Genomic DNA, 23,295 nt, shown 5'->3' with positions numbered 1-23,295 from the left:
TGCGTATCCGCCCTGTGCCATGCATACTGGTTTCTGTTTTTTCTTTCATCCCAAAAGCAATGTTGAAAGTGTTTTCTTTTTCTCTTATTTTATTGTTTTTAATTTCACCGCATGGTAAAATATTCCAAACTTGACAGGATGAAAAACACCTGTTATGGGGTTCTCTAAAATCATTTTATTTTAAGGAGGGTTTTTATGATTTTCTTACCACAGCCATCTTCCCTTTCCTACGGAGAGGGCACCTTTACAATTCACTATGACAGCCGCATTTTTCTCGATTCCGAGAGCCCGGCTGAGCTTTTTTCTGCAGCACAGCTTCTGCAGCAGGAGATTGAGACACAGACGGGATTCCGTCCTGCCATCTGCCGCCGTCATCAGCCGGTGGGATCACACCTGATCTATCTGACTGCCTCTCCGGAATTATCCCGTGAGGCTTATACCCTCGCTGTCACACCAGAAAACATCACGATCTGCGGATCTCTGGAAAGCGGCGTTCTCTACGGCGTGCAGACACTCCGTCAGATGATCCGCCAGGCAGGTGCTGTTCTTCCAACCGTCCTGATCTCCGACAAACCGGCCATGGAAAACCGCGGCTTCTACCACGATGTGACCCGCGGACGTGTTCCGACGCTTTCCTATCTGAAACAGCTTGCCGACACCTTGAGCTTCTATAAAATCAATCAGCTTCAGCTCTACATCGAGCACAGCTATCTCTTCGATGATCTGACCGAGATGTGGCGCGACGATACGCCGCTCACTGCAGAGGACATCCTCGAGCTGGACCGCTACTGCAAGGGACTTGGCATTGATCTCGTTCCGTCGCTTGCAAGCTTCGGCCATCTGTACAAGCTGCTCTGCACGAAATCGTATGCACATCTGTGCGAACTGGAAGGCTCTGCTTCGGCTCCGTTCTCCTTCTATGACCGCCAGGCGCACCATACGCTCGATATCACAAACCCGGAGAGCCTCTCCCTTGCCAAACACATTCTTTCCGAATATATGCAGCTCTTCTCCTCGAAGTATTTCAATCTCTGCGCGGATGAAACGTTTGACCTTGGAAAAGGGGCTTCCCGCGCACTCGTCGAGGAAAAGGGAACCACCGTCATCTACACCGAGTTTGTGACAGAGCTTGCCAACTATATCACTGAATCCGGCCGCACGCCGATGTTCTGGAGTGATGTCATCAGCCAGGAGCCGGAAGTTTATCATCTCCTGCCGAAGAACCTGATCTGCCTCCACTGGGATTATGCGTCAAATGTTTCATCGGAGCGTCTGACCCGCCTTGCCAATTCCGGTGCCGAGCATCTGTATGTATGCCCGGGCGTACAGGGATGGAACCAGCTCATCAACAAGTATCATGAGGCGTATGAAAACATTTCCAGAATGGCGCGCTACGGCCACGAATGCCATGCGATGGGACTTCTGAACACTGACTGGGGCGATTACGGCCACATCAATCACCCGGACTTCTCCCGCATCGGCATGATCTACGGCGCGGCGTTCTCCTGGAATGCAGACATTCTGCCGGAGGAGGAAATCAACCGCCAGATTTCCGTGTTCGAATTTGGTGATGCTTCCGGAAAACTCGTTTCCGTGCTCGATCTTCTCTGCCATCAGGATGCGTATCCGTGGCGCACTGCCGTTATGGTACAGGAAGCACTCGAACTGCATCAGGACAAAGAAGAGGCTGCCGAACTGCTCCGCTCCTGCGCGGAAGGCGATGCGGATGCAGCAAATGCTTCAATCGACGCGCTCTGCGCCGTTCTGTACGAGAAAGCCGGCACCGTCCGCCCGGAGAACCGTCCGATGATCTATGCGTACCTGCTCGCCGCAGACGGCCTGAAAGTGCTGAACCGCCTGCTGCCGTTCCTGCGCGCTTCCCTTCTTTCCGAGGGCACTCTGCCGGAGAAAGAAGACTGTTTTGCACTCGCCGGAGATCTCGAGCGGTGGCTGCACAGCTATAAAGAGCTGTGGCGCACCGTCTCCAAGGAGAGCGAACTGTACCGCATTGCCCATGTGTTCTGCTGGTATGCGGATCTGCTGCGTGACCTGAACGCATAAAACCAGCAAAAAACAAAAGAGAGCCGGGGACGGATTGTTCTGTCCCCGGCTCTCTTGTTTGCCGTTTTGGCTTTACAGCAGTGTTTTTACGTACTCTGTCAGGTATTCTTTTGTATTCTTCGCCGGATCTTTCATCACTTCTTCCAGCGCCGCGTTCAGGCATTCGCCGATTTTCGGGCCTTTCGGGACACCGAGTTCCATCAGATCTTTACCGGAAACGGCCAGCGTTTTCAACGTAAAGCAGTCGCCGTTATCGAGAATTTCTCTGACGCACTCCCTTACCTTCCCGATCCGTTCCAGGGTTTCCTCCCGCTGGTACAGGCTTTTGGCCATCGTATCGGCTTCCTGCACGATCATCAGTTTTCCGAACAGCTCCGGGCCGAGTTTGTTCAGAATACGGCGGATCACCGGTTTCTCCGGAGCCATGCGGCAGTCATGCCATCGGATCAATGCTGCGACCTGGCGGATGGTTTCGTTGTCGAATTTCAGACGGCGCAGAATCGCTTTCGCCATTTTCTCCCCCGCCGGTGCGTGGCCTTTAAAATGATCGATGCCAGCCTCATCCGTTGTGCGGCACGCCGGTTTTGCAATGTCGTGGAGCAGCATCGTCCAGCGCAGAATCGGATCTGCCGGAACGTGCTGCAGAGCGGCAATCGTGTGCTCACCGACATTATAGCAGTGGTGCGGATTGTTCTGCGGCGTTTTCATCAGTTCATCAAACTCCGGCAGCACAATTTTTGTAATACCCGCCTCATAGACGGCCTCCATGTACTCCGGCCGCTTCGAGATCAGCAGTTTATTCAGTTCCACACGGATCCGCTCAGCGCTGATTTTTTCAAGCGTCGGCGCGAGTGCTATGATGGCATCCAGTGTTGCCGGATCGAGTTTGAAGCCGAGCTGTGCGGAAAAGCGGAGGGCACGCAGGATCCGCAGTGCATCCTCACTGAACCGCTCGGTCGGATTTCCGACACAGCGGATGACTTTGCGCTGTAAATCCCCGATTCCATCGAACAGATCCACAAGCCCCTCTTCGTTGTTGTATGCCATCGCATTGATCGTAAAATCACGGCGGCGCAGATCCTCGGCGAGGCTGGAGGTAAAGACCACTTCTTTCGGATGGCGGCCGTCCTCATACTCTCCGTCGATGCGGTACGTCGTGACCTCGTGCGCGCCGCTTCCGGCCAGAACTGTTACCGTTCCGTGCTCCAGTCCCGTATCCACGGTGCGGTCAAAAATTTCTTTTACCTGCTGTGGGGAAGCAGAGGTTGTAATATCCCAGTCGTCCGGCTCCCGCGCAAGAATCGTATCGCGCACACAGCCTCCGACCGCGTACGCTTCGAAGCCTTTCGCATGCAGGGAATCGATTACCATATTTACGCTTGGCGGCATTTTTATCTTCAAATTTGTTATCTCCTTTTTCTAAATCTGCTTTTCCAGTATAACAGTTTCCTTTTTTTACCGCAAGTGTGGTTGCGGTTGTATTTTGGGGATTGCATGTGTATAATAGAGGTTAATAAAATTCGAAAGGGGATTTACATTTTTATGAAACTGGATCGTTACCGAAAATATGTCCGGGCCGGCGTTACTGCCTTTCTGGTACTTGCAGCGTCCATGATTTTTTACTACCTGCTCTTCCACCAGACTTCTGTGCGGACCGCCTTTCACAATGTCCTCAACATTCTCTCCCCCCTGATTGCAGCCCTGATTCTCGCCTATGTGATCAGCCCGATCATTAACTTCATAGAACAGCGGATCATCGCCAGACTCTTTGCCCGGCACGGAAAAACACAGTCGGTACGCTGTAAAAAGCTTGCGCGGGCGCTTTTGATTCTTCTGACGTACGTCTCCATGCTTTTCGCGCTGTACGGACTCATTGCGACCCTGATCCCGGAGCTGTTCTCAAGTATCACAAACATCGTCTCCAACTTCTCCAACTACGCAAACAACATTCAGGATTTTGCCACAAAAGTGCTGGCGAATTACCCGGAGATGCAGCAGACGGCAGACCAGTACATCTCCACGTTCTCCGCAAAGCTTTCCAACTGGCTGACCAATGACCTGATGCCGATGCTCCGTACGTTCCTTCTGAACCTCTCCGGACAGCTCGTCAACATGGTTACGTTTTTCAAAAACATTCTGCTTGGCGCGATCGTTGCGATCTACATGCTGTACAACAAGGAAAGCTACATTGCCAAGCTGAAAAAAGCAGTCTACGCGCTGCTCGGTCTGGATCACGGAAATGCCGTGATCCGCGACTGCCAGTATGTGAACCAGGAATTCAGCGGATTCCTCGTTGGAAAAGTCATCGATTCGATCATCATCGGTGCCATCTGCTATCTTGTGACGAGCCTGATCGGCACCCCGTACGCACTGCTGGTCAGCGTAATCATCGGTGTGACGAATATCATTCCGTTTTTCGGCCCGTTCCTCGGCGCCGTTCCGTGTCTTCTGCTGATCCTTCTGATCGACCCTCTGCAGGCACTGTATTTCCTGATTTTCGTCGTTCTCCTGCAGCAGTTTGACGGAAACTTCTTAGGACCGAAAATCCTCGGCGAGACGACCGGCGTGTCCAGCTTCCTTATCATCATCTCGATTCTGATCGGCGGCGGCTTCTGGGGTGTCTTTGGCATGATCATCGCCGTTCCGGTCTGTGCCATTATCTGCACGGTCTGCCGCAACTTCGCCAACCGTCGTCTTGAAAAACATCACCTGCCGGATGACGATGCGTTTTACTTCCACATGGACCACATTGATCCGGAAACGAGACAGGCGATCCCATATCAGAAAAAGAAGATCGACGAGGCCGAAGTCTTCCACTTTCCAGGCTACCGGCTGCGCAAAGCGCTGACAAAGCTGACCACGGAAGAGTCTCCGGTTGATGCGCCGTATACACCGGCAAAGCCTTCGACCGAAGAGAAAAACTCAGATTCTTCCGATTCCGATCAAAAATAAATCGTATCTTACAAAAATGCCTTCTGTGCAGACTGTTTCCATTCTGCACAGAAGGCATTTTCTTATTTTTGCTTTTTATTTCTCGATTACAACCGTGCTGAGTGTCTCTGCCGGAAGATCGACACGCATGATATGTCCGTTGACACGCAGGAAGCAGCCGGAATCCTCTTTTGTGCGGTTCAGCAGGATCACAACGTAGCTTCCGTCTGGATTGACTGCGGCCGTTACATCCAGGTTTGCTCCGTATTTGCTCCAGCCGATGCGTTTTGCACCCGGAGCAATATATTTGGAAATGTGGCCGATGTAGTGGTACATGATCGGTTTGCGGTAATGGAAATCATCATCTACAATCAGACCTGAGGTGAATCCCATCGGTACGTGGCGCGGGCCGCCGTCTTTGTCTACGAGGAAGTTCCAGTCGATCCAGCGGTTCATGCCGGCGTTCAGGTTTCCGATCATATCGTGTGCATAATCTGCGGCGTCAAGGTAATCGACGTACTCTGGTGTCTGGAAGTTCACCGGTCCGAAACCACCGTCGCCAAAACCGATTCTGCCCGGCATGTGAAGGGCACAGCACTCGGAAAGCATGAAGGTTTTGTCCGGGTATTTCTGTTTCATCAGCTCAACAGCCTCGAAGTGGTCGCCGGAATACCAGTGGAATGCGATACCGGCTACCATGTCCATGGTCTCCTCGTCAAGGACGGTCAGAACGTGCTCGATCATACGCTCTTTGTTGTGATCCCAGATGAAGATGCCGATCTTGTCCGTCAGGCCTGCTTTTTTCATCTCCGGATACAGATAATCTTTCAGGTAGGTTTTGGACTCTTCCGGTGTCCATACGCAGCTGTCCCAGGTGGTAGCTGCTACGGTCTCGTTCTGCAGGCTCAGCATCGTCACCGGGATTCCCTCATCGAGGTATGCCTGCAGATATTTTACAACGTATTTTGCCCAGCTTCCGTAATACTCCGGTTTCAGGCTGCCGCCGTGGTTTCTCTGCGGAATCTCTTCCGGAACCGGCATTCCCATTGCACCGTAAACAGCAGCATCATTCTTTGCGATCTTCGGTGCAGTTTTCCACTGATACGGCGGAGACCACGGGCTCATCAGAACACTGATCGGCTCTGCGGAGATTTCGATGGCTTTTTTCAGCATCGGAAGGACATATTTGCGGTCGCGGTCGATCGAGAAGGTTGCCAGATCCGGGTCTGCGATCGGGTCTGCGACTGCCTGATACTCCTCAAGGGAATAGTCACAGCTGTCGATCGGCACGCGGACAAATCTTGCATGAAGGCCGTCCGGTCCGAAAATATCCTGTAATGCCTGATTCTGTGTTTCCTCATCCATACGGGACAGCAGGTATGCGCTGCTCTCGGTCATGGCGCCGCCGAAGCCCTCGATGGTCTGGAACGCAAAGTCCGGATACAGGTTGATGACGTTCGACTCAATCATTTTTACGCTCTTGGACTCGTCTTCCGGTGCCAGCGCTTTTTCCCAGGTTTTTGCTTCCCCTTTTACATGGTACGTTGTAATTTGTTTTGCTTTCATTTTCCACACTCCATTTTTCACATGTTTTGCGGCATTTACTGAAAATCCGCTGTTTCATGCTTCCACTATACCATGCTCTCTTCTTCTTGTTTAGTGCCTTTTTCGGCAGAAAATTAGGGCATTTCCGCTTTTCTGATTCTTACCCACTGGCCCATCGGGCGGTCTCCTTTTTCCTTTTCATACCGCTTCTGCATTTCCTTCATGCTGCAGCCGTACCGCTCCTTAAACAGACGCGACACCGACTTGTAGTTTTCGCAGCCGTGTTTCGGCAGAAGTTCCATGATCCGCGCCTCGGGATGCTGCAGGTCGCGGCAGATCCGGTCAAGCCGGATTTCATACAGATACTGGTAGACCGTCAGACCGAGGTACCGTTTCAGAAGCTTCGACAGATAATTCGGCGTATAACCAAAGTGCTCCGCGACCTGCGCCACCGTCAGCTTTTCGGCGTAATGCTCCTCAATATACCGCATGACCTCGCGGATCTGCTGTACGGCCTTCTGATTCTGCGGAATGTGTTCTTTTCCGATCCGCACCGCATAGTCCACCAGTAAGCGGTACAGCGCTTCAAGAAGAAGGCTGTCGAATTTTAACTGATACACTTCTTTCTGCGCACCGTACACCTCGTCCATCTCCCGGAGAACTGCTTTGAATTCTGCGAGTTTTTGTTTTTCCGCCTCACTGGCCGGTCTTTCATCCACAACAAAGTAAAGCTGATCGTAATGCTCCATGTACTGCAGCAGCATCTCGTACGGAACCTGCAGGACGATGGCCTGATTCGGATAAGCTGTCACGGCGTGAATCGTGCCGGAGTTGATGACGAGAAGTTCATCTGCCCCGATCTGCCGCTCGCCGCCGTCACCGAAACGCACTTTCAGACGGCCTTCCAGAAGATAAATGATCTCCAGATCGTTGTGCCAGTGCGGCGGGTTGCTGTAGCCGCCGTCGTCGATGCTGTGGAAAAAGCGGATGCCGATATCCCCGTTTGCCGTAATCCATTCGAAATTGCTCTCCATGGTGCCCTCCCGTTTCTTGTCTTTTCGTGTATACAGACGAAGCGCGTCTGAACTTTCTGTTCGTTCAGGCGCGCTCCTTCTATTATCTTTTCTGCTACAGGGACATGGTAATTTCCCGCCCTGTGCGGTGGTATTTCTGAAAAGTGACTCCGGACGCCTTCATCATCCGTTTCGATGCGATCACGGACGGGGTGTCCGCGTACTTGTCGCAGTCGTAGATCACCGTTTTGATTCCCGCCTGGATAATCGCCTTGCAGCACTCGTTGCATGGGAACAATGTCACATACAGCTTGGCTCCCTCGAGGCTTCCACCGCGGTAATTCAGGATGGCGTTCAGTTCACTGTGCGTTGTGTAAAGATACTTATTTTCCAGCGGATTTTCACTTGTCTTTCCCCACGGGAACTCGTCGTCCGAGCAGCCTCTCGGGAAACCGTTGTATCCCATGGACAGAATCTTGTTGTTCTCGCTCACAATGCAGGCTCCCACCTGGGTGTGCGGATCCTTCGAGCGCATACCGGCAAGCTGGGCAACTGCCATGAAATATTCATCCCAGGAAATATAATCCTCTCGTTTATCGCTCATACCCATTTCCCCTGTGTTTTCTTAACGTACTTTGCTTCCGCTCTTATTTCGTACCGAAGATACGGTCTCCGGCATCGCCGAGGCCTGGTACAATGTAGCCGTGCTCGTTCAGATGGTCATCCAGTGCTCCGACGAAAACATCGACATCCGGGTGAACCTCATGCATTTTCTCGATTCCTTCCGGAGATGCGATGATGCACATGAAGTGGATCTTCTTTGCGCCTTTTTCTTTCAGCATGGTGATGGCTGCCGTTGCAGAACCGCCGGTTGCCAGCATCGGGTCGGTTACAAATACTTCACGGCTTGCGATGTCTGACGGAAGTTTGCAGTAATACTCAACCGGTGCCAGGGTTTCCGGATCACGGTACAGACCGATGTGTCCGATTTTTGCTGCCGGAATCATAGCCAGCATACCTTCTACCATACCAAGACCGGCACGGAGGATCGGCACAACTGCCATTTTCTTTCCTTCGAGCTCTTTTACGGTTGTTTTGCAGATCGGGGTTTCAATTTCAACGTCTGTGAGCGGCAGCTCTCTGGTTGCCTCGTAGCACATCAGCATTGCAATCTCGCTGATCATCTCGCGGAACTCCTTGGAGCTTGTGTCTTTCTTTCTGATAATACCGATTTTGTGTTGGATCAGCGGGTGATCCATGATGACTGTTCTTGCCATTTTCCCTTCTCCTTTGTTTTGTTTAAAATTTATTCATTTTCGCCTTCATGCTCAATCAAGTGAATACGGCGTTCGTGACGCTCTTCTCCGGAAAATGGAGTGTTCAGGAAGGTTTCTACGATTTTGATTGCAAGGCCAGGGCCTACAACACGTCCTCCCATCGCCAGTACGTTGGCATCGTTGTGCAGGCGGGTTGCCTCTGCGCAGAAGCAGTCGGTGCAGAGTGCTGCACGGATTCCTTCCATTTTGTTTGCCGTGATAGAAATGCCGATTCCGGTTCCGCAGATCAGGATTCCCTTATCACACGTTCCGTTCTGGATCGCATGGCCTACTTTTCTGGCGTAAACCGGATAATCAACTGCCTCGTTGCTGTAGCATCCGAAGTCCTGATATTCCAGTCCCTGTTTGTCCAGATATGCTTTTACCTCCTGCATCAGCTCATATCCGCCGTGGTCGCATCCTAAAGCTATCATTGTTCTTCCTCCTCTTTCAGCCGCGCAAGAACACCTTCAATCAGGAATTCCAGCGCTTCATAACATTTTCCGTATTCGGTAAGCGGTTCCCCGTAAAGGGCGGGGATGTCTCCTGCCAGCCGCAGAAATCCGGCGATCGTCTGCAGATGGGGCGCATCCGGGAAGTCCTCACGGATCTTTTCCCTCTGACTGTCCTCCATCACAAGAAGCAGCGTGTCGTCGTTGATGTCCTCCGCGGTAAGCGGTGTGGTGGTGTGGTCTTTGGCCGAAAGCCCGTTGCGCGCAAGCACTGCCTCTACCTTCTGGTTGACCGGCTGCGGAAACAGAACGACAAGCCCGCGGGAACCAATTTCCATCGGCCACGGAAGCTCTTTGCTCTGCAGAATCGCCTTCGCCATCGGTGCGCGCGCGGTATCGTCCGCGTCCACAAATAAAATCCTGCTGTAATGTTTCACTGTTATACCTCTGCTACTTTGTGGCCTGCGGCTTTTAACAGGCGGTTCATGATCGCCTGCCCCATACGCGGGGTGTCGAAAGCCTCGGAATAAATCACCTCCACGCCGTCCTCATCGAAGTCGCGCAGAATCGCAAACAGGTGATGCGCGATCGTCTCATCTTCGGCGCGCAGCCCGATGCTCTTGATATCTCCTGTGGTGTACTGCTCCCGTGTCTCATCGGTGCAGATTACGCCCACTTTCTTTCCTGCCTTTTCCTGTTCTGCGGCAAGGCGGTTGATTTCCGGAATCACCCGTTCCATCTCGCCCTGGATAATCGTAAGGTCTGCCTTCGGCGCATAATGTTTGTAGCGCATGCCCGGTGCCTTCGGACGCACATGGCTGTCCTCCGCAAGGATTCCCGGATCGACACGCACGGTTCCAAGCACTTTTTCCAGCATCTCTTTGTTGTAATAGCCCGGGCGGAGAATCGTCGGAATCTCCTCTGTAAAATCGACGATAGTGGATTCGAGGCCGATCTCGGCGTCTCCTCCGTCGATGATACAGTCAATTTTGTCCCCAAGATCCTCGATCACATGCTCGGCTTTCGTCGGACTCGGCCGGCCTGATGTATTGGCGCTCGGCGCTGCGATGAAGCCGCCTCCGGCTAAGATCAGTGCGTTTGCCACTTTGTTGCTCGGGTAGCGCACGGCTACGGAGGTAAGGCCTCCCGTCGTCTCGAGCGGAACGGCATTTGTTTTCTCAAAAATCATCGTCAGCGGTCCCGGCCAGCATGCGGCTGCCAGTTTGCGTGCACTCTCCGGCACGTTTGCCGCTACGGTTTCGAGGTCCTCCATTCTTCCGATGTGGACGATCAGCGGGTTGTCCGACGGACGGCCCTTTGCCGCATAAATTTTCTCGGAAGCTTTGGCATCCAGCGCATTTCCGCCAAGACCATATACGGTCTCGGTCGGGAATGCCGCCAGACCGCCGTTTTTCAGAATCTCTCCTGCTTTTTCGATCGCGCTCTGATCTATGTTATCTTCTGTCATCCTGGCAATCCATGCCCTCATATGTTTCTTCCTTCTTTCCATCTGTTCCAGCGCACAATGTTTCCATCTGCGCACACTGTTTTGATTATACCATTTTCCGGCGCAGTTGAAAACCCTTGATTTAAAGAAGCTCTTTTAACTGAGCCGTGCGGTATGCCTCGATCAGTTCCTTTAATTCACGGATGCGCTGCCGGATCTGCCGTCCCTGATCCGTATCGCCGACTAACTGGCGCTTCATGTTGTACCGCACCGCCACCTGGCGGGAGACAATATCCTTCTCCTCCTGGATTGCTTTTTCCGTCGATTCAAACGGCTCGTGCGCGGTGAGGCTGAGGCCGTACGAGTTGTAAATCAGCGTGTAACCCGCGATGCCGGTTTCTTTGTGGTACGCCCTGCAGAAGCCGCCGTCGATGATCAGCACCTTGCCGCCGCATTTGACCGGGCTTTCACCGGCACTCTGGTGTACCGGGACGTGGCCGTTGATAATATGTACATTTTCACCGGCAAGCCCGAACTCCTGTAAGATCCGGTCCGCCGTCTCCTCTTTCTCGATCAGGCGGTAATACGCGTTTTTCACCTCGGTCCAGGTCTCTTTTTCTGCGAGGAAATACCGCTCAAATGTTGTCATCTTGTCGCGGCCGTACAGCGGGGAATTCGGCGCGGTCCACAGATACCACAGCGTATTGCGGCCCTGCTCCCGTTTTTTCGGATCGCGGCTTACAAATGCGCGGCGCACGTTGTGCTCGAGGATATCGTACAGTGCTTTTCCCTTGTATTTCTTTCCGTCGACCTGTACCTCTTTTAAGGTGCCGTCCTCATTCATCGGCATGCAGCCGTGGTACAGCAGATTTCCATTGTAGACGCGGTAGAGGCTTCCTTTTTTGAGCAGGAAATCGACGTGCGCCTGCAGTTTTTCGCTGTTTCGGAAGGCGAAGATCAGCTTATCGAGCACTTCTGCCTCTTTTTCTGTCAGCTCGTCCGGATGCGCCGGGTCGATCGTCGGAAAGCTCTTGTCGCGCAGAGCATACGTTTTCTCCCCAATCGTCACCGTTCCGTTCTGGTAATCGATCTGTTCCAGCAGACGGCGGTTTTCCATGCCGTATTCCGGGTTTTCACGGATCAGACGGTTCTCGAGCTTTAACTGCATCACGGTGATGGCCTTGTGCATGCGGCGCTCCAGCATCTGCTGGGAATTTCCGCTGTCCTCGCCGCCTTTTGCGGCAAAGCATTCGCACGGATCATCGCCGTACGTCTCGAGAGCAAAGGTGGCAAGCGGAAGCATATTGATGCCGTAGCCGTCCTCCAGCACATCGAGATTGCCATAGTGGAGGCAGATGCGGATCGTGCTGGCCACGCACGCCGGCTGGCCGGTCGCAGCGCCCATCCAGAGCACATCGTGGTTGCCCCACTGGATATCGAGGGAATGGTAATTCATCAGGCAGTCCATGATTTTATACGGCTCCGGACCGCGGTCAAAGATGTCGCCGATGATGTGGAGATGATCGACAACGAGCCGCTGAATCAGCTCTGCCACGGCGATGATGAAGTTTTCGGCGCTGCCGATTTCGAGGATGGTCTGGATGATCGCCTCGTAGTATGCTTCTTTATCGAGCACCTCCGGCTTTTCGGTGATCAGCTCCTCGATGATATAGCCATAATCCGCCGGCAGGGCTTTCCGCACTTTGGCACGGGTGTATTTGGAAGAAACGATTTTGCAGACGTCGATCAGGCGGTACAGCATGACCTTGTACCAGTCATCGATATCCTCCTGCTGCTTTTTCTCCATCTCCAGGCGCTCTCTCGGGTAATAGATAAGGGTTGCAAGCGCACGTTTTTCCGAAATGCCGAGCGTGTGGCCGAAGACATCGTCAATCTTCTTTCGCACGGCACCGGAGCCGTTGCGGAGTACATGAGAAAAGGCTTCGTATTCGCCATGAATATCCGAAAGGAAATGCTCCGTGCCTTTGGGAAGGTTGATAACGGACTGCAGATTGATGATTTCGGTCGCTGCTTTTTCGATGGTCGGGTACAATTCTGCGAGATATTCCAGATAATTTTTTTCGTTTTCCATGAGTACCTCCTGCCTGGGTTGTTTTTTCTTATTTTATAACGAACTCACCCTCGGCACAACCCTTTTTCTTCTTTCGATACATCGGGTGCGTCCCCTCGTGGAAAATATAATAGCTCACATAATCTGTGAGAAAAATTCCCACTGCCGAGAGCAGATACCAGATCCCGAAAAACCACGGGCAGATCAGCCCATCGCAGAAGGAAAACGGCAGCGCACTGTAGTCCCACATACGGTAATGCAGCACCCGCAGGGAAAACATTCCCGAATACAGTTCGATGGCCGTGATCAGAACCGCAGATACCATCATCTGAAACGCCAGCGGAAAGCGGCGCAGCCCGGCGTCTTCCAGCATTCCGATTCCTGCAAGGGACAGTCCTCCGGCAATGCCCATCAGGCGGAAGCTGTAACCGCGGTAGGTGACTTCGATGGCAATATAAATGCAGTAGCCCAAAAGAAAAAACAGCAGATACTTCTTCGCTTTCATTCGTTTTTCTCCCATTCTAATTGAGAATCTTTTCTATATTCCCAGTATCTCTGTCTTTTCTCTTTTTATCCGCTTGCATTTTTTCTTTTCCATGTTACAATACTTTCATGTTTCGAAAGAAGTTTTGAATAGAAAGGACAGAAAAAAGAATGGCATTTAACCCAATGAAGTTAATAGAATTAAAAAATCTGAGAGACCGTTTCGCCCAAAACCACCCGAAGTTCGTAAAATTCATGAGCGATCTCGCATCCTCGCAGATCGAGGAGGGAACGATTCTCGAAGTCACGGTGAAAAAACCGGACGGCCGAACGATGGTTTCCAATATCAAGGTGACTGCTTCGGATCTTGAAATGCTGCAGGCAATCAAACAGATGTAACATATTTTTCGTGGCAAAAAGCCGCTTTCGACGAGCGGCAGGCTTTTGGACACACGATATTCCTCGAGATACTGCGTCACCGTCTTTCCCGTCATTTTCCGGAAGCGGCGGCAGCAGACCTCGCGGGACAGATGCACTTGCTCACCAAGCTTTTCGAGCGAAATCACGGATTCTTACCATTACTCCGATGCATTCCTGACGATCGAAGCGCCGTTCTACTTCCTGCTCGGCCTTCTCGCCGTCTACCGCACCTCGATTCAGAGTATGCAGAACGGACGCGCACCGTTTGCCGCATGCATGATCGAGCTTGTGATGCGTCTTGCTGCTACCGTCTGGCTGTCACGCTTCTTAGGCTACACTGCCGTCTGCATCGCAAGCCCGCTTGCCTGGTTCGGTGCGGTTGCACTGCTGATTCCAGTCTACTATCGGATGATGATGAAGCCTGTAAAAACAGTGTAATCAAAATTGGTCCACCGGATATTGATATGCCTGGCAACGCAAAACCCGGAATCCTTTCGCTCCTCTTCTGAGGTCTTGAAAAGATTCCGGGTTTTTTATTTTGCTGTTTTCTCTTCCCAGATTGTCTCCAGATTTTTTCCATCAATCCAGATACAGCGGTACACCCGCTTCATCTGCTCATCCAGTTCCGCTTCCCGGTCCGTCTTTACAATCACATGGCCGATCCGGTCAGTTCCATCTGCCATGGCAGAAACTTCATGCCCCTCCGGATAATCCAGGACAAGCTCCAGCCCTTCCTGACGCAGACGTCCGACCTGATCCCGGTCGATTTGTGTGATGGTTCCGCTTACCGGACTCAGCAGCAGTTTTGCCATGCACGGGCAGCTTTCCGTCTGCTGAAAATCCGTTTCTTCCCCGAGGGCGCTTTTGATCATCTGCTCATAAAAATCAAATCCGTAATACGTTGAAATCAGTTCCGGAATACAGGTTGCCCCGGTTCTTCCGCCCATTTCAATGATCCAGACCTTCTCTCCGTCCACAAAGACATCCGCATTGACGGAGCACTGATCGGCACCGGATGCGGTGACGGCCAGCTGCATCTGGCGGGCAATTTCTTCCCGCAGTGCCCCGCTGCATCCATACGGAAATGCGTGGCCGACCGGAACGGTCGTGTGTGCACCGCGGTATACAAATTTCGTGTGCGGTGCCAGAAAGACCAGTTTGTGGTTCTGCACAAATCCATCCACGCCGATCTCCGTTCCGCGGAGGAATTTTTCAACCAGCACATAATCTCTTGCCGAACCGTTTCTCGCATTTTCATACGCTTCTTCGATCTGTCCGGAATGCTCCACTACGGTAATTCCGCGGCTTCCTGAACTGTCCACCCGTTTTACGACAACCGGGTATCCAAGCTGTTCTGCGGTTTTTTGTGCCTCCTCTGCGCTTCTTACCCGCATCCCGTCTGCCGCGGAAACGCCGCCCTGCCGGAATGCGTCTTTCATCTTTGCCTTATCGGTCAGAATTTCCGCCGCCTCATACGGAATGCCGGACAGATGCATCTTTTCACAGACATAGCCGATTGTGCTGACGGCCACATCGGTTCCCGATGTACAGATTCCGTCGATCTGTTCTTTTTCCGCCGCCGCAAGAATCGCTTCTTTATCCCGCGTATTCAGTTCATAAATTTTATCTGCAAGTGCAAACCCCGGATAATCGCCGGGAATACTCACTACGATCGTGTAAAGACCCATTCTGCGTGCAGTCCGTATCAGCGGCACCTGGTAAGTACTGGCACCTAAAATCATGATTTTTTTCACTTTTTTTCTTCCTCATCAGATACGTTAATGGTTTCCCGCACAATATACTGCGGCGTGCGGTTCAGAATCAGAATCATTTTTCCGAGATACTCTCCGATAATGCCGAGCACCATCAAAATCAGTCCGGAAAAAACAACAATCGTACAGATTGTGGAGGACCATCCAACCATCACATTCGGATCGATGAGCTTTCGGATTGCAATGATAATGGCTGCCAGAAAACCGCCCGCTGCGGAAATTCCACCGAGTACGGAAGACACCCGAAGGGGGATCACCGAATAGTTCCAGTAGGCGAGCCATAATTTGATCAGCTTCTTTAACGTATAGTTGGAGGTTCCCACCGCACGTTTGAAGTGCTCCACCTCCACATTCCCGATTTTGTGCGTTGTACGGTAAAAAATCCCATCAATATATGGATTAAAGCTGTCGTATTTGACCACTTCTTCCTTGATCTGACGGGTGATCATCCAGAAGTTGCTGGAAACAATATTTTTAGGGCGCCCGAGAAGAATCCGTGATGAGACTTCGTTTAATTTACTTGTGATATTTTTCAGGAAGGAATTTTTTCGTTTCGGATAATATCCGTAAACCAGATCATATCCTTCTTCCATTTTATGGATCAGTTTGCTGATCTGCGATGGATGTGTCTGCATATCATCATCCATACCAAGAATAAAATCTCCCTCCGTGTAGTGGAGTGCGGCCATCAGCGCATTATGCTGGCCAAAATTGCGCAGCAGATTGATTCCTTTGACATTTTTATACTGTTCTCCCAGCTTTTTGATCTCTCCATACGTATCATCTTTTGGAGATCCATCGTTTACCAGGACAAATTCACAGTCATATCCGTCCATTTTTTTGAATTCTTCCATCACCATCTCTACAACCTTCCGAATCGTTGCTTCGGAATTGTAGCATGGGATGACAATTGAAATCCGTTTCATTTTATTCCTCCATCGGTATCGTTCAGAATGCAGTCATAGAACAGCGGCGTTCCTCCTGTGTGAATAAAAAGCACATCACAGTTTTGCAGGTCATGTTCCTCGATATACTGCTTCATTCCCCAGAATGCTTTTCCGGTATAGGTTGGATCCAGCGGAAGTCCGTTCCGGCAGAACTCTTCCCGGATCACCTGCGGAATACGCTCATCGTACTGACCGTATCCACCCTGGCGGTATCCCATTTCCAGGTGCAGTTCCTGCTCCCATCCTTCCGGCAGCAAAAGATGCTTCTTCTGAAAATAGTCCGAAATCCCGCTCTCCATAATACGGATCGCGCGGTCGTACTCACGGGATGAAATAGAAAGACCGATAATCTGCTCGCTTCCCTGTTCGATCAGTTTTCCGCTCACCAGACCACTCTGCGTGGAGCCGGTCCCGGATGCTGCAAAGATATGAGAAAAGGAAACGTTCTGTTCTCTCTCCCACTCCAAAATCTCACGGTAGCCATCCACATAAGCCTGCACCGGTGTTCCTTCATTTCCGTTTCCGAATTTGTCGCCGAAAATATAATACGGCTGATATCCCTGCTCCGTCAGACGTTGCATGGTCTTTTCGACCGTCTGCGCAATCTCTGTTTTTCTGCACGGAATGACTTCGGCTCCGAGCCATTTCATCAGACGGCTGTTGTTGGTTTCGATCGGGTGTTCTTCGTTTTCTTCAGAAGAACAGATCATATAGCATGGAATTTTCTCGGCACAGCACAGATTGGCCAGCACGCGGCAGAGGTTGGATCTGCTGTTTCCGTAGATGATCATGCAGTCTTTGTTTTTCTCCTGCATATCCTGGAAAAAAGCACGTCCGATGCGGACTTTGTTTCCGCCTAAGGAAAACGGAAGAAGATCCTCCCGCTTGCAGTACAGGCGGACGCCTCTGTCGTTTGGAAATTCCAGTTTCTGAATTGGTGTCTGTATCATTGTTTCTCCTCTTTTATTCTTGTTTCAACTCACAGTCGGTATTTTCACGGAGTCTGACATGCCGAAAATAGTTCGACTGTGACTTGCCTCATGTCAGTGGAGGATACCGATTTTTCTCCGCCCGCCACTGCCGTTATGTTTCTTTTAACAATTCATCCCACCGCTTTAGAAGCAGGGGACTTCTTGTCTACTGGTGTTAAAATCCGGCATGCACCGGAAGCTTTTCCCTATTATAGACTATTTTTCTCTGCGTGGCAAGCCGTGCCGGAAACAGGAAAAGCCCGCCGGTTTTTGTTTTCACATCTGCCGGCGGGCTTTGGGGATTTTTTACGTATTCTGTTTTTTCGTCCGGGACCTGTTCAGGCTTCCTGCGGTGCGGCAAGATTGGCCACAATCCGCGCCACCTGGGCTATCTCCGGGATTTTTGTGTACTCGGCGCAGCTGTGTACCTGATTCATCGAGGTTGCGATGACAAGCCCTTCGATGCCGTGCTGTGCAAAGACGTTGTTGTCGCTGCCGCCGAAAGTTTTTTCGAATGCAGCGGTCAGGCCTTCTTCTGCAACGGCGCTCTCGTAATGCCTTGCGGCATCGCTTGTCAGCGGCGTCTCATACGCATGGATATTCAGTTTTTCTTCCCAGACCAGCTTCGCACCAATCTTCCCTGCTTCCTGCTGGAAGATTCTGTGATATGTTTCCAGAAGCTCCATGGCCGTCTCGTGGTTCAGGCTTCGAATTTCGCCTTCGATCACGCAGCTTTCCGAAACGATGTTGGTACCGGAGCCGCCGCCGATTTTTCCGATGTTGGCAGTGGTGCTTTCATCCACGTGGCCCTGCGGAAGCTGTGCGATTGCGCGGGCGGCCGCCTGGATGCTGTTGATGCCGTCCTCCGGGTGGAAACCGGCGTGGGCGGCTTTTCCCTGGATTTTCGCCGCGAAGGAAACGAGTGTTGGTGCCGCGTAGGCGGCTGCACCGATCGCGCCGCTTAAATCCAGAACGTATGCTTCTTTTGCCTGCACCTGGCTGTAGTCGAAGGCATTTGCGCCTTTGCAGTACAGCTCCTCACCAGTCGAGATCAGAATTTCGATCGGGCGGTGCGGTGTTTTGGTCTTGATGAGGTGGCGGACAGCTTCATAGATGGCTGTCACACCGGCGAGGTCGTCGGCGCCAAGAACTGTCGTGCCGTCGCTCGTTACGGTTCCATCCTCATGGGAGACGGCTTTTTTGCCTTTTGCAGGCTCAACAGTGTCCATGTGGGCCGCAAAGAGAACCGGGGCTCCTGCAAGGCTGCCCGGAATGCGCGCGGACAGATTGCCCGCATTGGAGCCGGTCTGCTCCTGCGTATGATCTTCTGTAAGCGTAACCCCGATTTCGGCGAATTTTATTTTTAAGGTGTCCGCCATCTCGCGCTCCTCTAAGGACGGCGAATCGATAGATACCAGCTCCGCAAAAAAATCAGCAATTCTTTTCTCATCTATCATAATCTTTTCTCCTACTCTTTGGCTGTGTCCGCAATTTAAATAACATACTCAGGCTGCGCCATAATATGCATCTTGCTGAAGAACTCCCGTGTTCTCTGATTCTGCGGATGCTCGAATACTTCTTTCGGTGTTCCGTCTTCTACTACGTGTCCTTTATCAAGGAAGATCACACGGTTCGACACATGGCGGATAAAGTTCATCTCATGGGAAACCAGAAGCATTGTATATCCCTGTGCCGCAACTTTTTTAATAACATCCAGAACCTCTCCAACCAGCTCCGGGTCAAGGGCTGAAGTCGGCTCGTCGAGCAGCAGAATCTGCGGTTTCATGGCGAGGGCTCTTGCGAGCGCCACCCTCTGCTGCTGTCCTCCGGACATATGTTTCGGATAGTGGTTTGCCCATTTCTCCATGCCGACCAGTTTCAGTTCTTCTAATGCAATGGCTCTGGCCTCGTCTTTTTTCATCTTCTTGACAACAATCAGGCCTTCCATCACATTTTCCAGTGCGGTTTTCTTCTCAAACAGATTGAACCGCTGGAACACCATTCCTGTGTTCTGTCTTAAATACAGAAGCTCTTTCGGTTTCCGCTCGGAAAGGCCGATCACCTTGTCCCCGATCGTCACCGTTCCCTTCTCCGGTGTCTCAAGGCGGTTGACGCAGCGCAGAAGCGTTGATTTTCCGGTTCCGGAAGGACCGATGATTCCCACAACATCGCCCTGTTTGATCTCGAGGCTGATGTCGTCGAGCACCACGTTGTCGTTATATTTTTTTGATAAATGATCAATTTTTATCATTTTTCTTACCCTCCCCGTTTGCGGACGCCAGCTCTACCTGGTCCGGAATCCGGATTTTATTTTCAATTACGCGGATAATCTGCTCGATCACCAGCGTTACCAGCCAGTAAATGATGGCCAGTGAAACGTAAACTTCAAAGTAGCGATACGTTCTTCCTCCAATAATCTGGCCCTGTGCGGTAATCTCGACAACGGCGCAGGTAAAGGCAAGAGACGTTCCTTTGATGATACTGATAAAAGAGTTTCCAAGGGTCGGAAGCGCAACCTCAAAGGCCTCCGGCAGAATGATGCGGCGCAGTGTCTGCGGATACGTCATGCCGAGTGCATGTGCTGCTTCGATCTGGCCCGGGTCAACGGACTGCAGGGCTGAACGGATAATCTCAGCCATAAAGCCCGACTGGTTCAGTCCCAGAGCGATCATCGCATAGACGAAACCGGAAATATTGGCAACCGCCAGATTCGTTCCGAACTGCTGGTTGATTGCCTTGAACATCATGGGAATACCAAAGAACGCAACGTACAGCTGTACGATGACCGGCGTGCCGCGGAGCAGTGAAATCAGAAGATTCGTAATCTGCGTCAGCACTCTGATTTTTTTCATTTTGATGATCGCCATCACAAGTCCCAGTCCCAGTCCGATCAGCATAGAAACCACGGCCAGTTCCAGCGTGATCGGCAGCTTTGTCAGCAATTCTGGTATGGATGAAAATACCAGTGAAACGTCAAATAATTTTCCCATGATTTTTGTCCTCTCTTACACGTATTTTTCTACCAGTACACAGGTAAAGCCAAGATTTTTCTTCGGCTTTTTCGGCTCTTCGTCTTTCTTCAGTGCATGGTGGTCGTATACCGACAGGTCAGCGTCCGGATTCAGTTTGTAGCCTAATTTCTCATAAAAGCCTGCGGCGCGGTCCTGGCTCGTGATGACGATGTGATCGACACCGTATTCTTTCAGCCATTTCTCAGCGGCTTCGACCAGTACGCGGCCGTATCCGCTTTTCTGTTTTTCTCTGACAACACAGACACGCTCGATTTTTCCTGTCTTTTCCGCCGGAAATGCGATGCGGCAGCCGGCTACCGGCTTGTGATCTTCTGTCACCAGAATCGCCTGCAGATCATCTTTGCTCTCGTCCTGTCCGAATTCCAGTTCAATCGGAATGTTCTGTCCGCAGCAGAACGCATCGGTTCTGACGTAATCATATGCTTTGTATTTCCACTCTTCGCTTCCCTTTTCTACCCGGTAAATTTCTGCCATGTTTTTCGCTCCTTTTAGAATCGGGAAACGGATGTTCTCGATCCGCTTCCCGTCTGTTTTGTAATCTCTTCTGTTTTTATTTCGAAAACGATATTCTAGTTTGGTGTCTCATCAAAGTATTTCTCGTCCGGGCTGGTGTCCACGCCGAGATACTCGGTTGTGATCTTGGAAAGAGTTCCGTCTTCTTTCATCTCTTTTAAGGCTTTGTCAACATCCTCGCGGAGTGCTGCGCCCTCTTCGTTCTTTCCAAACAGGAAGTAGGTATTGTTCTGCGGGAACAGGAAATCTTCGGTCTCCTCGTCGATCTCGTTTGCTTCCAGCTGACCTTCCAGTCCGAACTGCGGAAGCAGGTTGTCGATGATCGGTCCGTCGTCGATTGCCACATCAGCGGTTCCATCTACGATATGCTGGTAGCGGACCTGGAAGTTTGCATTGGAATATACGATATTGATCTGGTGATCCGGGTTGTCTGTATTCCATTTTTCCAGTGCATTTGCGGTAAGGCTTCCTGCACTCAGCTCAATTTTGTATCCGCGGTCTGCCAGATCGGTAAGAGAAGTCAGCGGCTCATCGCCGGTTCTCTGAATGTATTCGTTGAAGCTGGTTTTATATGGTAAAGAGAAGTAGTAGGATTCTGCTCTCTCATCGGTATATCCATAGTTGTTGACTGCGATGTCGTACTGACCGCTCAGCACACCCTGCAGTGCATCTGCCTGCTCAATTTTCAGTTCATACTGCGGAAGGCGGTTGAACACTTCTTTTACGATATCGATATCGACACCGGTCAGCTCGTTGTCATCATTTACGTAAAAGTACGGTGCCAGTGTGCCGCTTGTTACAGCTTTGATCACTTTTTTCTCACCGGAATCCGATGCGGAGCTGCCTTCTGCGGAAGATGATGCTGCGGAACCGCTGCTGCTTCCTGCATTTGCTGATGCATTGCTTCCGCATCCTGCAAAGCTTGCTGCCAAAAGGCCCGCCGCTGCCAATACTGCCCAGAATTTCTTTGTCTTTTTCATAATAAAATCCTCCTCATTTTCTCGTTCTTTTCAGTTCCGGCCGCACCCCGGCTGCCTGAGAGTGTTCCACCAGAGCGCTCCGGATTCTTCTGTCTTATCTCTTTATAAAAGTCCTTTCAGCGGATTAATCGATGCATCCACGGAAAGTACGCCGTTCTTCGGGTTTCTGTCTTCCCATTTCGGGCTGTTCCAGATGGTTTTTGAGATTTCTCCTGCGTAATCCTCGTAGGTCTCTCCCTCCGGATGGCGAAGGAATACTTCATCCGGTGTTTTGCTGAGTGTTCTTCTCGATCCATCGTCTGCCATCAGCTTCTCGAAATCTACTTTTGCAAGGATTCGTTCGTTGTATCCGCGGAAGAGAACCTCGCCTAATTTCTTTCCAGGTCTCGAAAGTGCCAACACCTGCGGATCGCTTCCGTGACGGAAGGCCGGGATCGCATACAGCTCTTTTAAGTAGCCCCAGATATTTTTGTAATCACGAATCGGTTTCTTCACCGGTCCTACGTTGTGGAAGTAGCTGACATCCCAACGGATCAGAGTGACGTAAGCGCGGACATCGCTGTCGGTGATGTAGTCGCCGAACAGGAAACGGTTCGTCTCCAGCCGTTTGTCCAGCTTATCGAGGGATTCATAGAAATCTTCGTATGCCTCATCGTATGCTTCCGGTGACTGGCAGAATGCCATGCGGTAATGGCCGTTGTTGATATGCGGGAAGAGCCAGTCGTTAAACTCATCGATCTCTTTCCGGAATTTTTTCGGGTACAGGTCCGGCGCATCTTTTGGCTGGAATGGACGGAACTGCACTTCGAGATAGTTCGTAAGGCGGTGATAATCGTTGTTCACAGCCTTTTTCTCTTTGACATCCACCAGAGTCGGTGTCGTTGCTCTTCCTTTGAAGTCCGGGTTTGCTCTTTTATAGAACTCACTTAAGAAGTAAGCGCCTGTCGCCGGATCCTTGAAATCCGGATACTGTCCGAATGCATGTCCGTAACGGTTTGTCTCGCCGGATGGAGAAACTCTCGTCTCCGAGATCACATCCTGCAGTCCTAAAAGCTCCCGCACGATGATCGGACGGTTGGACCAGTTGCATCCGGTTGCCCAGTAGATCCCGAAGCGGTTTGCTTCTGCTTTCAGGCCGCCTTCTTTATCGCCGAATGGCTGGATAAATGCATTTGGCTGACGGATGAAAGCGCCGCGCTCATCGATCTCTACAAGGGTTTCATTTGGTCTTGGGTCTACTCCGACTTCTGCTGCAAACTGTTCTGCCAGTGCATCTGTGTATTTGATTTCTTCGGTTTCTTTATTTTCAACTGGGGTGAAGCTGCATCCGCATCCGCTCAT

The 23,295-nt window shown here is 51.3% G+C and carries 23 protein-coding genes; 4 read left to right on the top strand and 19 right to left on the bottom strand.

Translation table 11 applies throughout. The features are described from left to right. Positions 1-195 precede the first annotated feature (195 nt). A complete protein-coding gene (locus DW769_RS09215) occupies positions 196-2,061 on the top strand; it encodes a beta-N-acetylhexosaminidase (protein WP_118750291.1) in 1,866 nt (621 codons plus the stop codon). 72 nt (positions 2,062-2,133) lie between these two features. Here DW769_RS09215 and DW769_RS09210 read toward each other — a convergent pair whose 3' ends face one another. Further along, positions 2,134-3,462, bottom strand: a complete 1,329-nt coding sequence (locus tag DW769_RS09210) for a CCA tRNA nucleotidyltransferase (protein ID WP_118750290.1) — start codon at positions 3,460-3,462, stop codon at positions 2,134-2,136. Positions 3,463-3,603: 141 nt separating this feature from the next. Here DW769_RS09210 and DW769_RS09205 point away from each other — a divergent pair, with 141 nt between their 5' ends. Then, complete coding sequence (locus DW769_RS09205) at positions 3,604-5,013, top strand: AI-2E family transporter (protein WP_055218695.1); 1,410 nt, start codon at positions 3,604-3,606, stop codon at positions 5,011-5,013. Between the two features lie 75 nt (positions 5,014-5,088). On the opposite strand, the gene DW769_RS09200 is transcribed toward DW769_RS09205, so the two are convergent. The 9 genes from DW769_RS09200 to DW769_RS09160 form a co-directional block, all read right to left on the bottom strand. Next, positions 5,089-6,558 carry a glycoside hydrolase family 30 protein gene (locus tag DW769_RS09200; protein WP_022462098.1) on the bottom strand — a complete coding sequence of 490 codons (1,470 nt, stop codon included), beginning with the start codon at positions 6,556-6,558 and terminating at the stop codon, positions 5,089-5,091. Positions 6,559-6,671: 113 nt separating this feature from the next. Further along, the gene (locus tag DW769_RS09195) at positions 6,672-7,571 is read right to left on the bottom strand and encodes an AraC family transcriptional regulator (protein ID WP_118750288.1); all 900 of its coding nucleotides are present in this window, start codon (positions 7,569-7,571) and stop codon (positions 6,672-6,674) included. A gap of 94 nt (positions 7,572-7,665) precedes the next feature. Further along, entirely contained in the window at positions 7,666-8,154 is a 489-nt protein-coding gene (locus tag DW769_RS09190; RefSeq protein ID WP_118750287.1) for a deoxycytidylate deaminase, read from the bottom strand. Between the two features lie 43 nt (positions 8,155-8,197). Further along, positions 8,198-8,827 (bottom strand): uracil phosphoribosyltransferase, encoded by a 630-nt coding sequence (upp, locus tag DW769_RS09185; RefSeq protein ID WP_022462095.1) that lies wholly within the window; start codon positions 8,825-8,827, stop codon positions 8,198-8,200. 29 nt (positions 8,828-8,856) lie between these two features. Beyond that, the gene (gene rpiB, locus DW769_RS09180) at positions 8,857-9,300 is read right to left on the bottom strand and encodes a ribose 5-phosphate isomerase B (RefSeq protein WP_055218692.1); all 444 of its coding nucleotides are present in this window, start codon (positions 9,298-9,300) and stop codon (positions 8,857-8,859) included. Further along, positions 9,297-9,755, bottom strand: coding sequence for an arsenate reductase/protein-tyrosine-phosphatase family protein (locus DW769_RS09175; RefSeq protein WP_055218690.1), 459 nt, complete (start codon positions 9,753-9,755; stop codon positions 9,297-9,299). Before DW769_RS09175 ends, rpiB begins: the two co-directional genes overlap by 4 nt. A gap of 2 nt (positions 9,756-9,757) precedes the next feature. Next, on the bottom strand, positions 9,758-10,807 hold the full coding sequence (locus DW769_RS09170) for an L-threonylcarbamoyladenylate synthase (protein ID WP_022462093.1): 1,050 nt from the start codon (positions 10,805-10,807) through the stop codon (positions 9,758-9,760). Positions 10,808-10,907: 100 nt separating this feature from the next. Next, positions 10,908-12,857, bottom strand: a complete 1,950-nt coding sequence (locus tag DW769_RS09165) for a fructose-bisphosphatase class III (protein WP_055227271.1) — start codon at positions 12,855-12,857, stop codon at positions 10,908-10,910. Between the two features lie 28 nt (positions 12,858-12,885). Further along, a complete protein-coding gene (locus DW769_RS09160) occupies positions 12,886-13,341 on the bottom strand; it encodes a putative ABC transporter permease (RefSeq protein ID WP_022462091.1) in 456 nt (151 codons plus the stop codon). Between the two features lie 149 nt (positions 13,342-13,490). On the opposite strand from DW769_RS09160, the gene DW769_RS09155 reads away from it, so the two are divergent. Beyond that, the gene (locus DW769_RS09155; RefSeq protein WP_118719520.1) at positions 13,491-13,718 is read left to right on the top strand and encodes a hypothetical protein; all 228 of its coding nucleotides are present in this window, start codon (positions 13,491-13,493) and stop codon (positions 13,716-13,718) included. 45 nt (positions 13,719-13,763) lie between these two features. After that, positions 13,764-14,177, top strand: a complete 414-nt coding sequence (locus tag DW769_RS09150; RefSeq protein ID WP_243026046.1) for a hypothetical protein — start codon at positions 13,764-13,766, stop codon at positions 14,175-14,177. Positions 14,178-14,272: 95 nt separating this feature from the next. On the opposite strand, the gene DW769_RS09145 is transcribed toward DW769_RS09150, so the two are convergent. The 9 genes from DW769_RS09145 to DW769_RS09100 all read right to left on the bottom strand — a co-directional run bounded on the left by DW769_RS09145 (position 14,273) and on the right by DW769_RS09100 (position 23,295). Further along, the gene (locus DW769_RS09145; protein ID WP_118750286.1) at positions 14,273-15,493 is read right to left on the bottom strand and encodes an ATP-binding protein; all 1,221 of its coding nucleotides are present in this window, start codon (positions 15,491-15,493) and stop codon (positions 14,273-14,275) included. Next, positions 15,490-16,437 (bottom strand): glycosyltransferase family 2 protein, encoded by a 948-nt coding sequence (locus tag DW769_RS09140; protein ID WP_118600713.1) that lies wholly within the window; start codon positions 16,435-16,437, stop codon positions 15,490-15,492. Before DW769_RS09140 ends, DW769_RS09145 begins: the two co-directional genes overlap by 4 nt. Then, positions 16,434-17,408 carry a 1-aminocyclopropane-1-carboxylate deaminase/D-cysteine desulfhydrase gene (locus DW769_RS09135; RefSeq protein ID WP_118750285.1) on the bottom strand — a complete coding sequence of 325 codons (975 nt, stop codon included), beginning with the start codon at positions 17,406-17,408 and terminating at the stop codon, positions 16,434-16,436. The genes DW769_RS09140 and DW769_RS09135 overlap by 4 nt, the downstream gene beginning before the upstream one ends. 359 nt (positions 17,409-17,767) lie before the next feature. Continuing rightward, entirely contained in the window at positions 17,768-18,886 is a 1,119-nt protein-coding gene (locus DW769_RS09125) for a M20/M25/M40 family metallo-hydrolase (RefSeq protein ID WP_243105442.1), read from the bottom strand. A gap of 35 nt (positions 18,887-18,921) precedes the next feature. Then, positions 18,922-19,680, bottom strand: coding sequence for an amino acid ABC transporter ATP-binding protein (locus DW769_RS09120; RefSeq protein ID WP_022462084.1), 759 nt, complete (start codon positions 19,678-19,680; stop codon positions 18,922-18,924). Beyond that, positions 19,667-20,419 (bottom strand): amino acid ABC transporter permease, encoded by a 753-nt coding sequence (locus DW769_RS09115; RefSeq protein ID WP_022462083.1) that lies wholly within the window; start codon positions 20,417-20,419, stop codon positions 19,667-19,669. The genes DW769_RS09120 and DW769_RS09115 overlap by 14 nt, the downstream gene beginning before the upstream one ends. 15 nt (positions 20,420-20,434) lie before the next feature. Beyond that, positions 20,435-20,935: a GNAT family N-acetyltransferase gene (locus DW769_RS09110; protein WP_118697464.1), complete on the bottom strand. Its 501-nt coding sequence runs from the start codon at positions 20,933-20,935 to the stop codon at positions 20,435-20,437. Between the two features lie 95 nt (positions 20,936-21,030). Beyond that, a complete protein-coding gene (locus DW769_RS09105; protein ID WP_055264864.1) occupies positions 21,031-21,954 on the bottom strand; it encodes a transporter substrate-binding domain-containing protein in 924 nt (307 codons plus the stop codon). A gap of 102 nt (positions 21,955-22,056) precedes the next feature. Further along, positions 22,057-23,295, bottom strand: a complete 1,239-nt coding sequence (locus tag DW769_RS09100; protein ID WP_117761082.1) for a glutathione S-transferase C-terminal domain-containing protein — start codon at positions 23,293-23,295, stop codon at positions 22,057-22,059.

The sequence above is a fragment of the Blautia sp. AM29-29 genome (assembly GCF_003480555.1).
GTDB lineage: Bacteria > Bacillota > Clostridia > Lachnospirales > Lachnospiraceae > Fusicatenibacter > Fusicatenibacter saccharivorans.
This window is presented reverse-complemented; position numbering and strand designations above follow the sequence as displayed.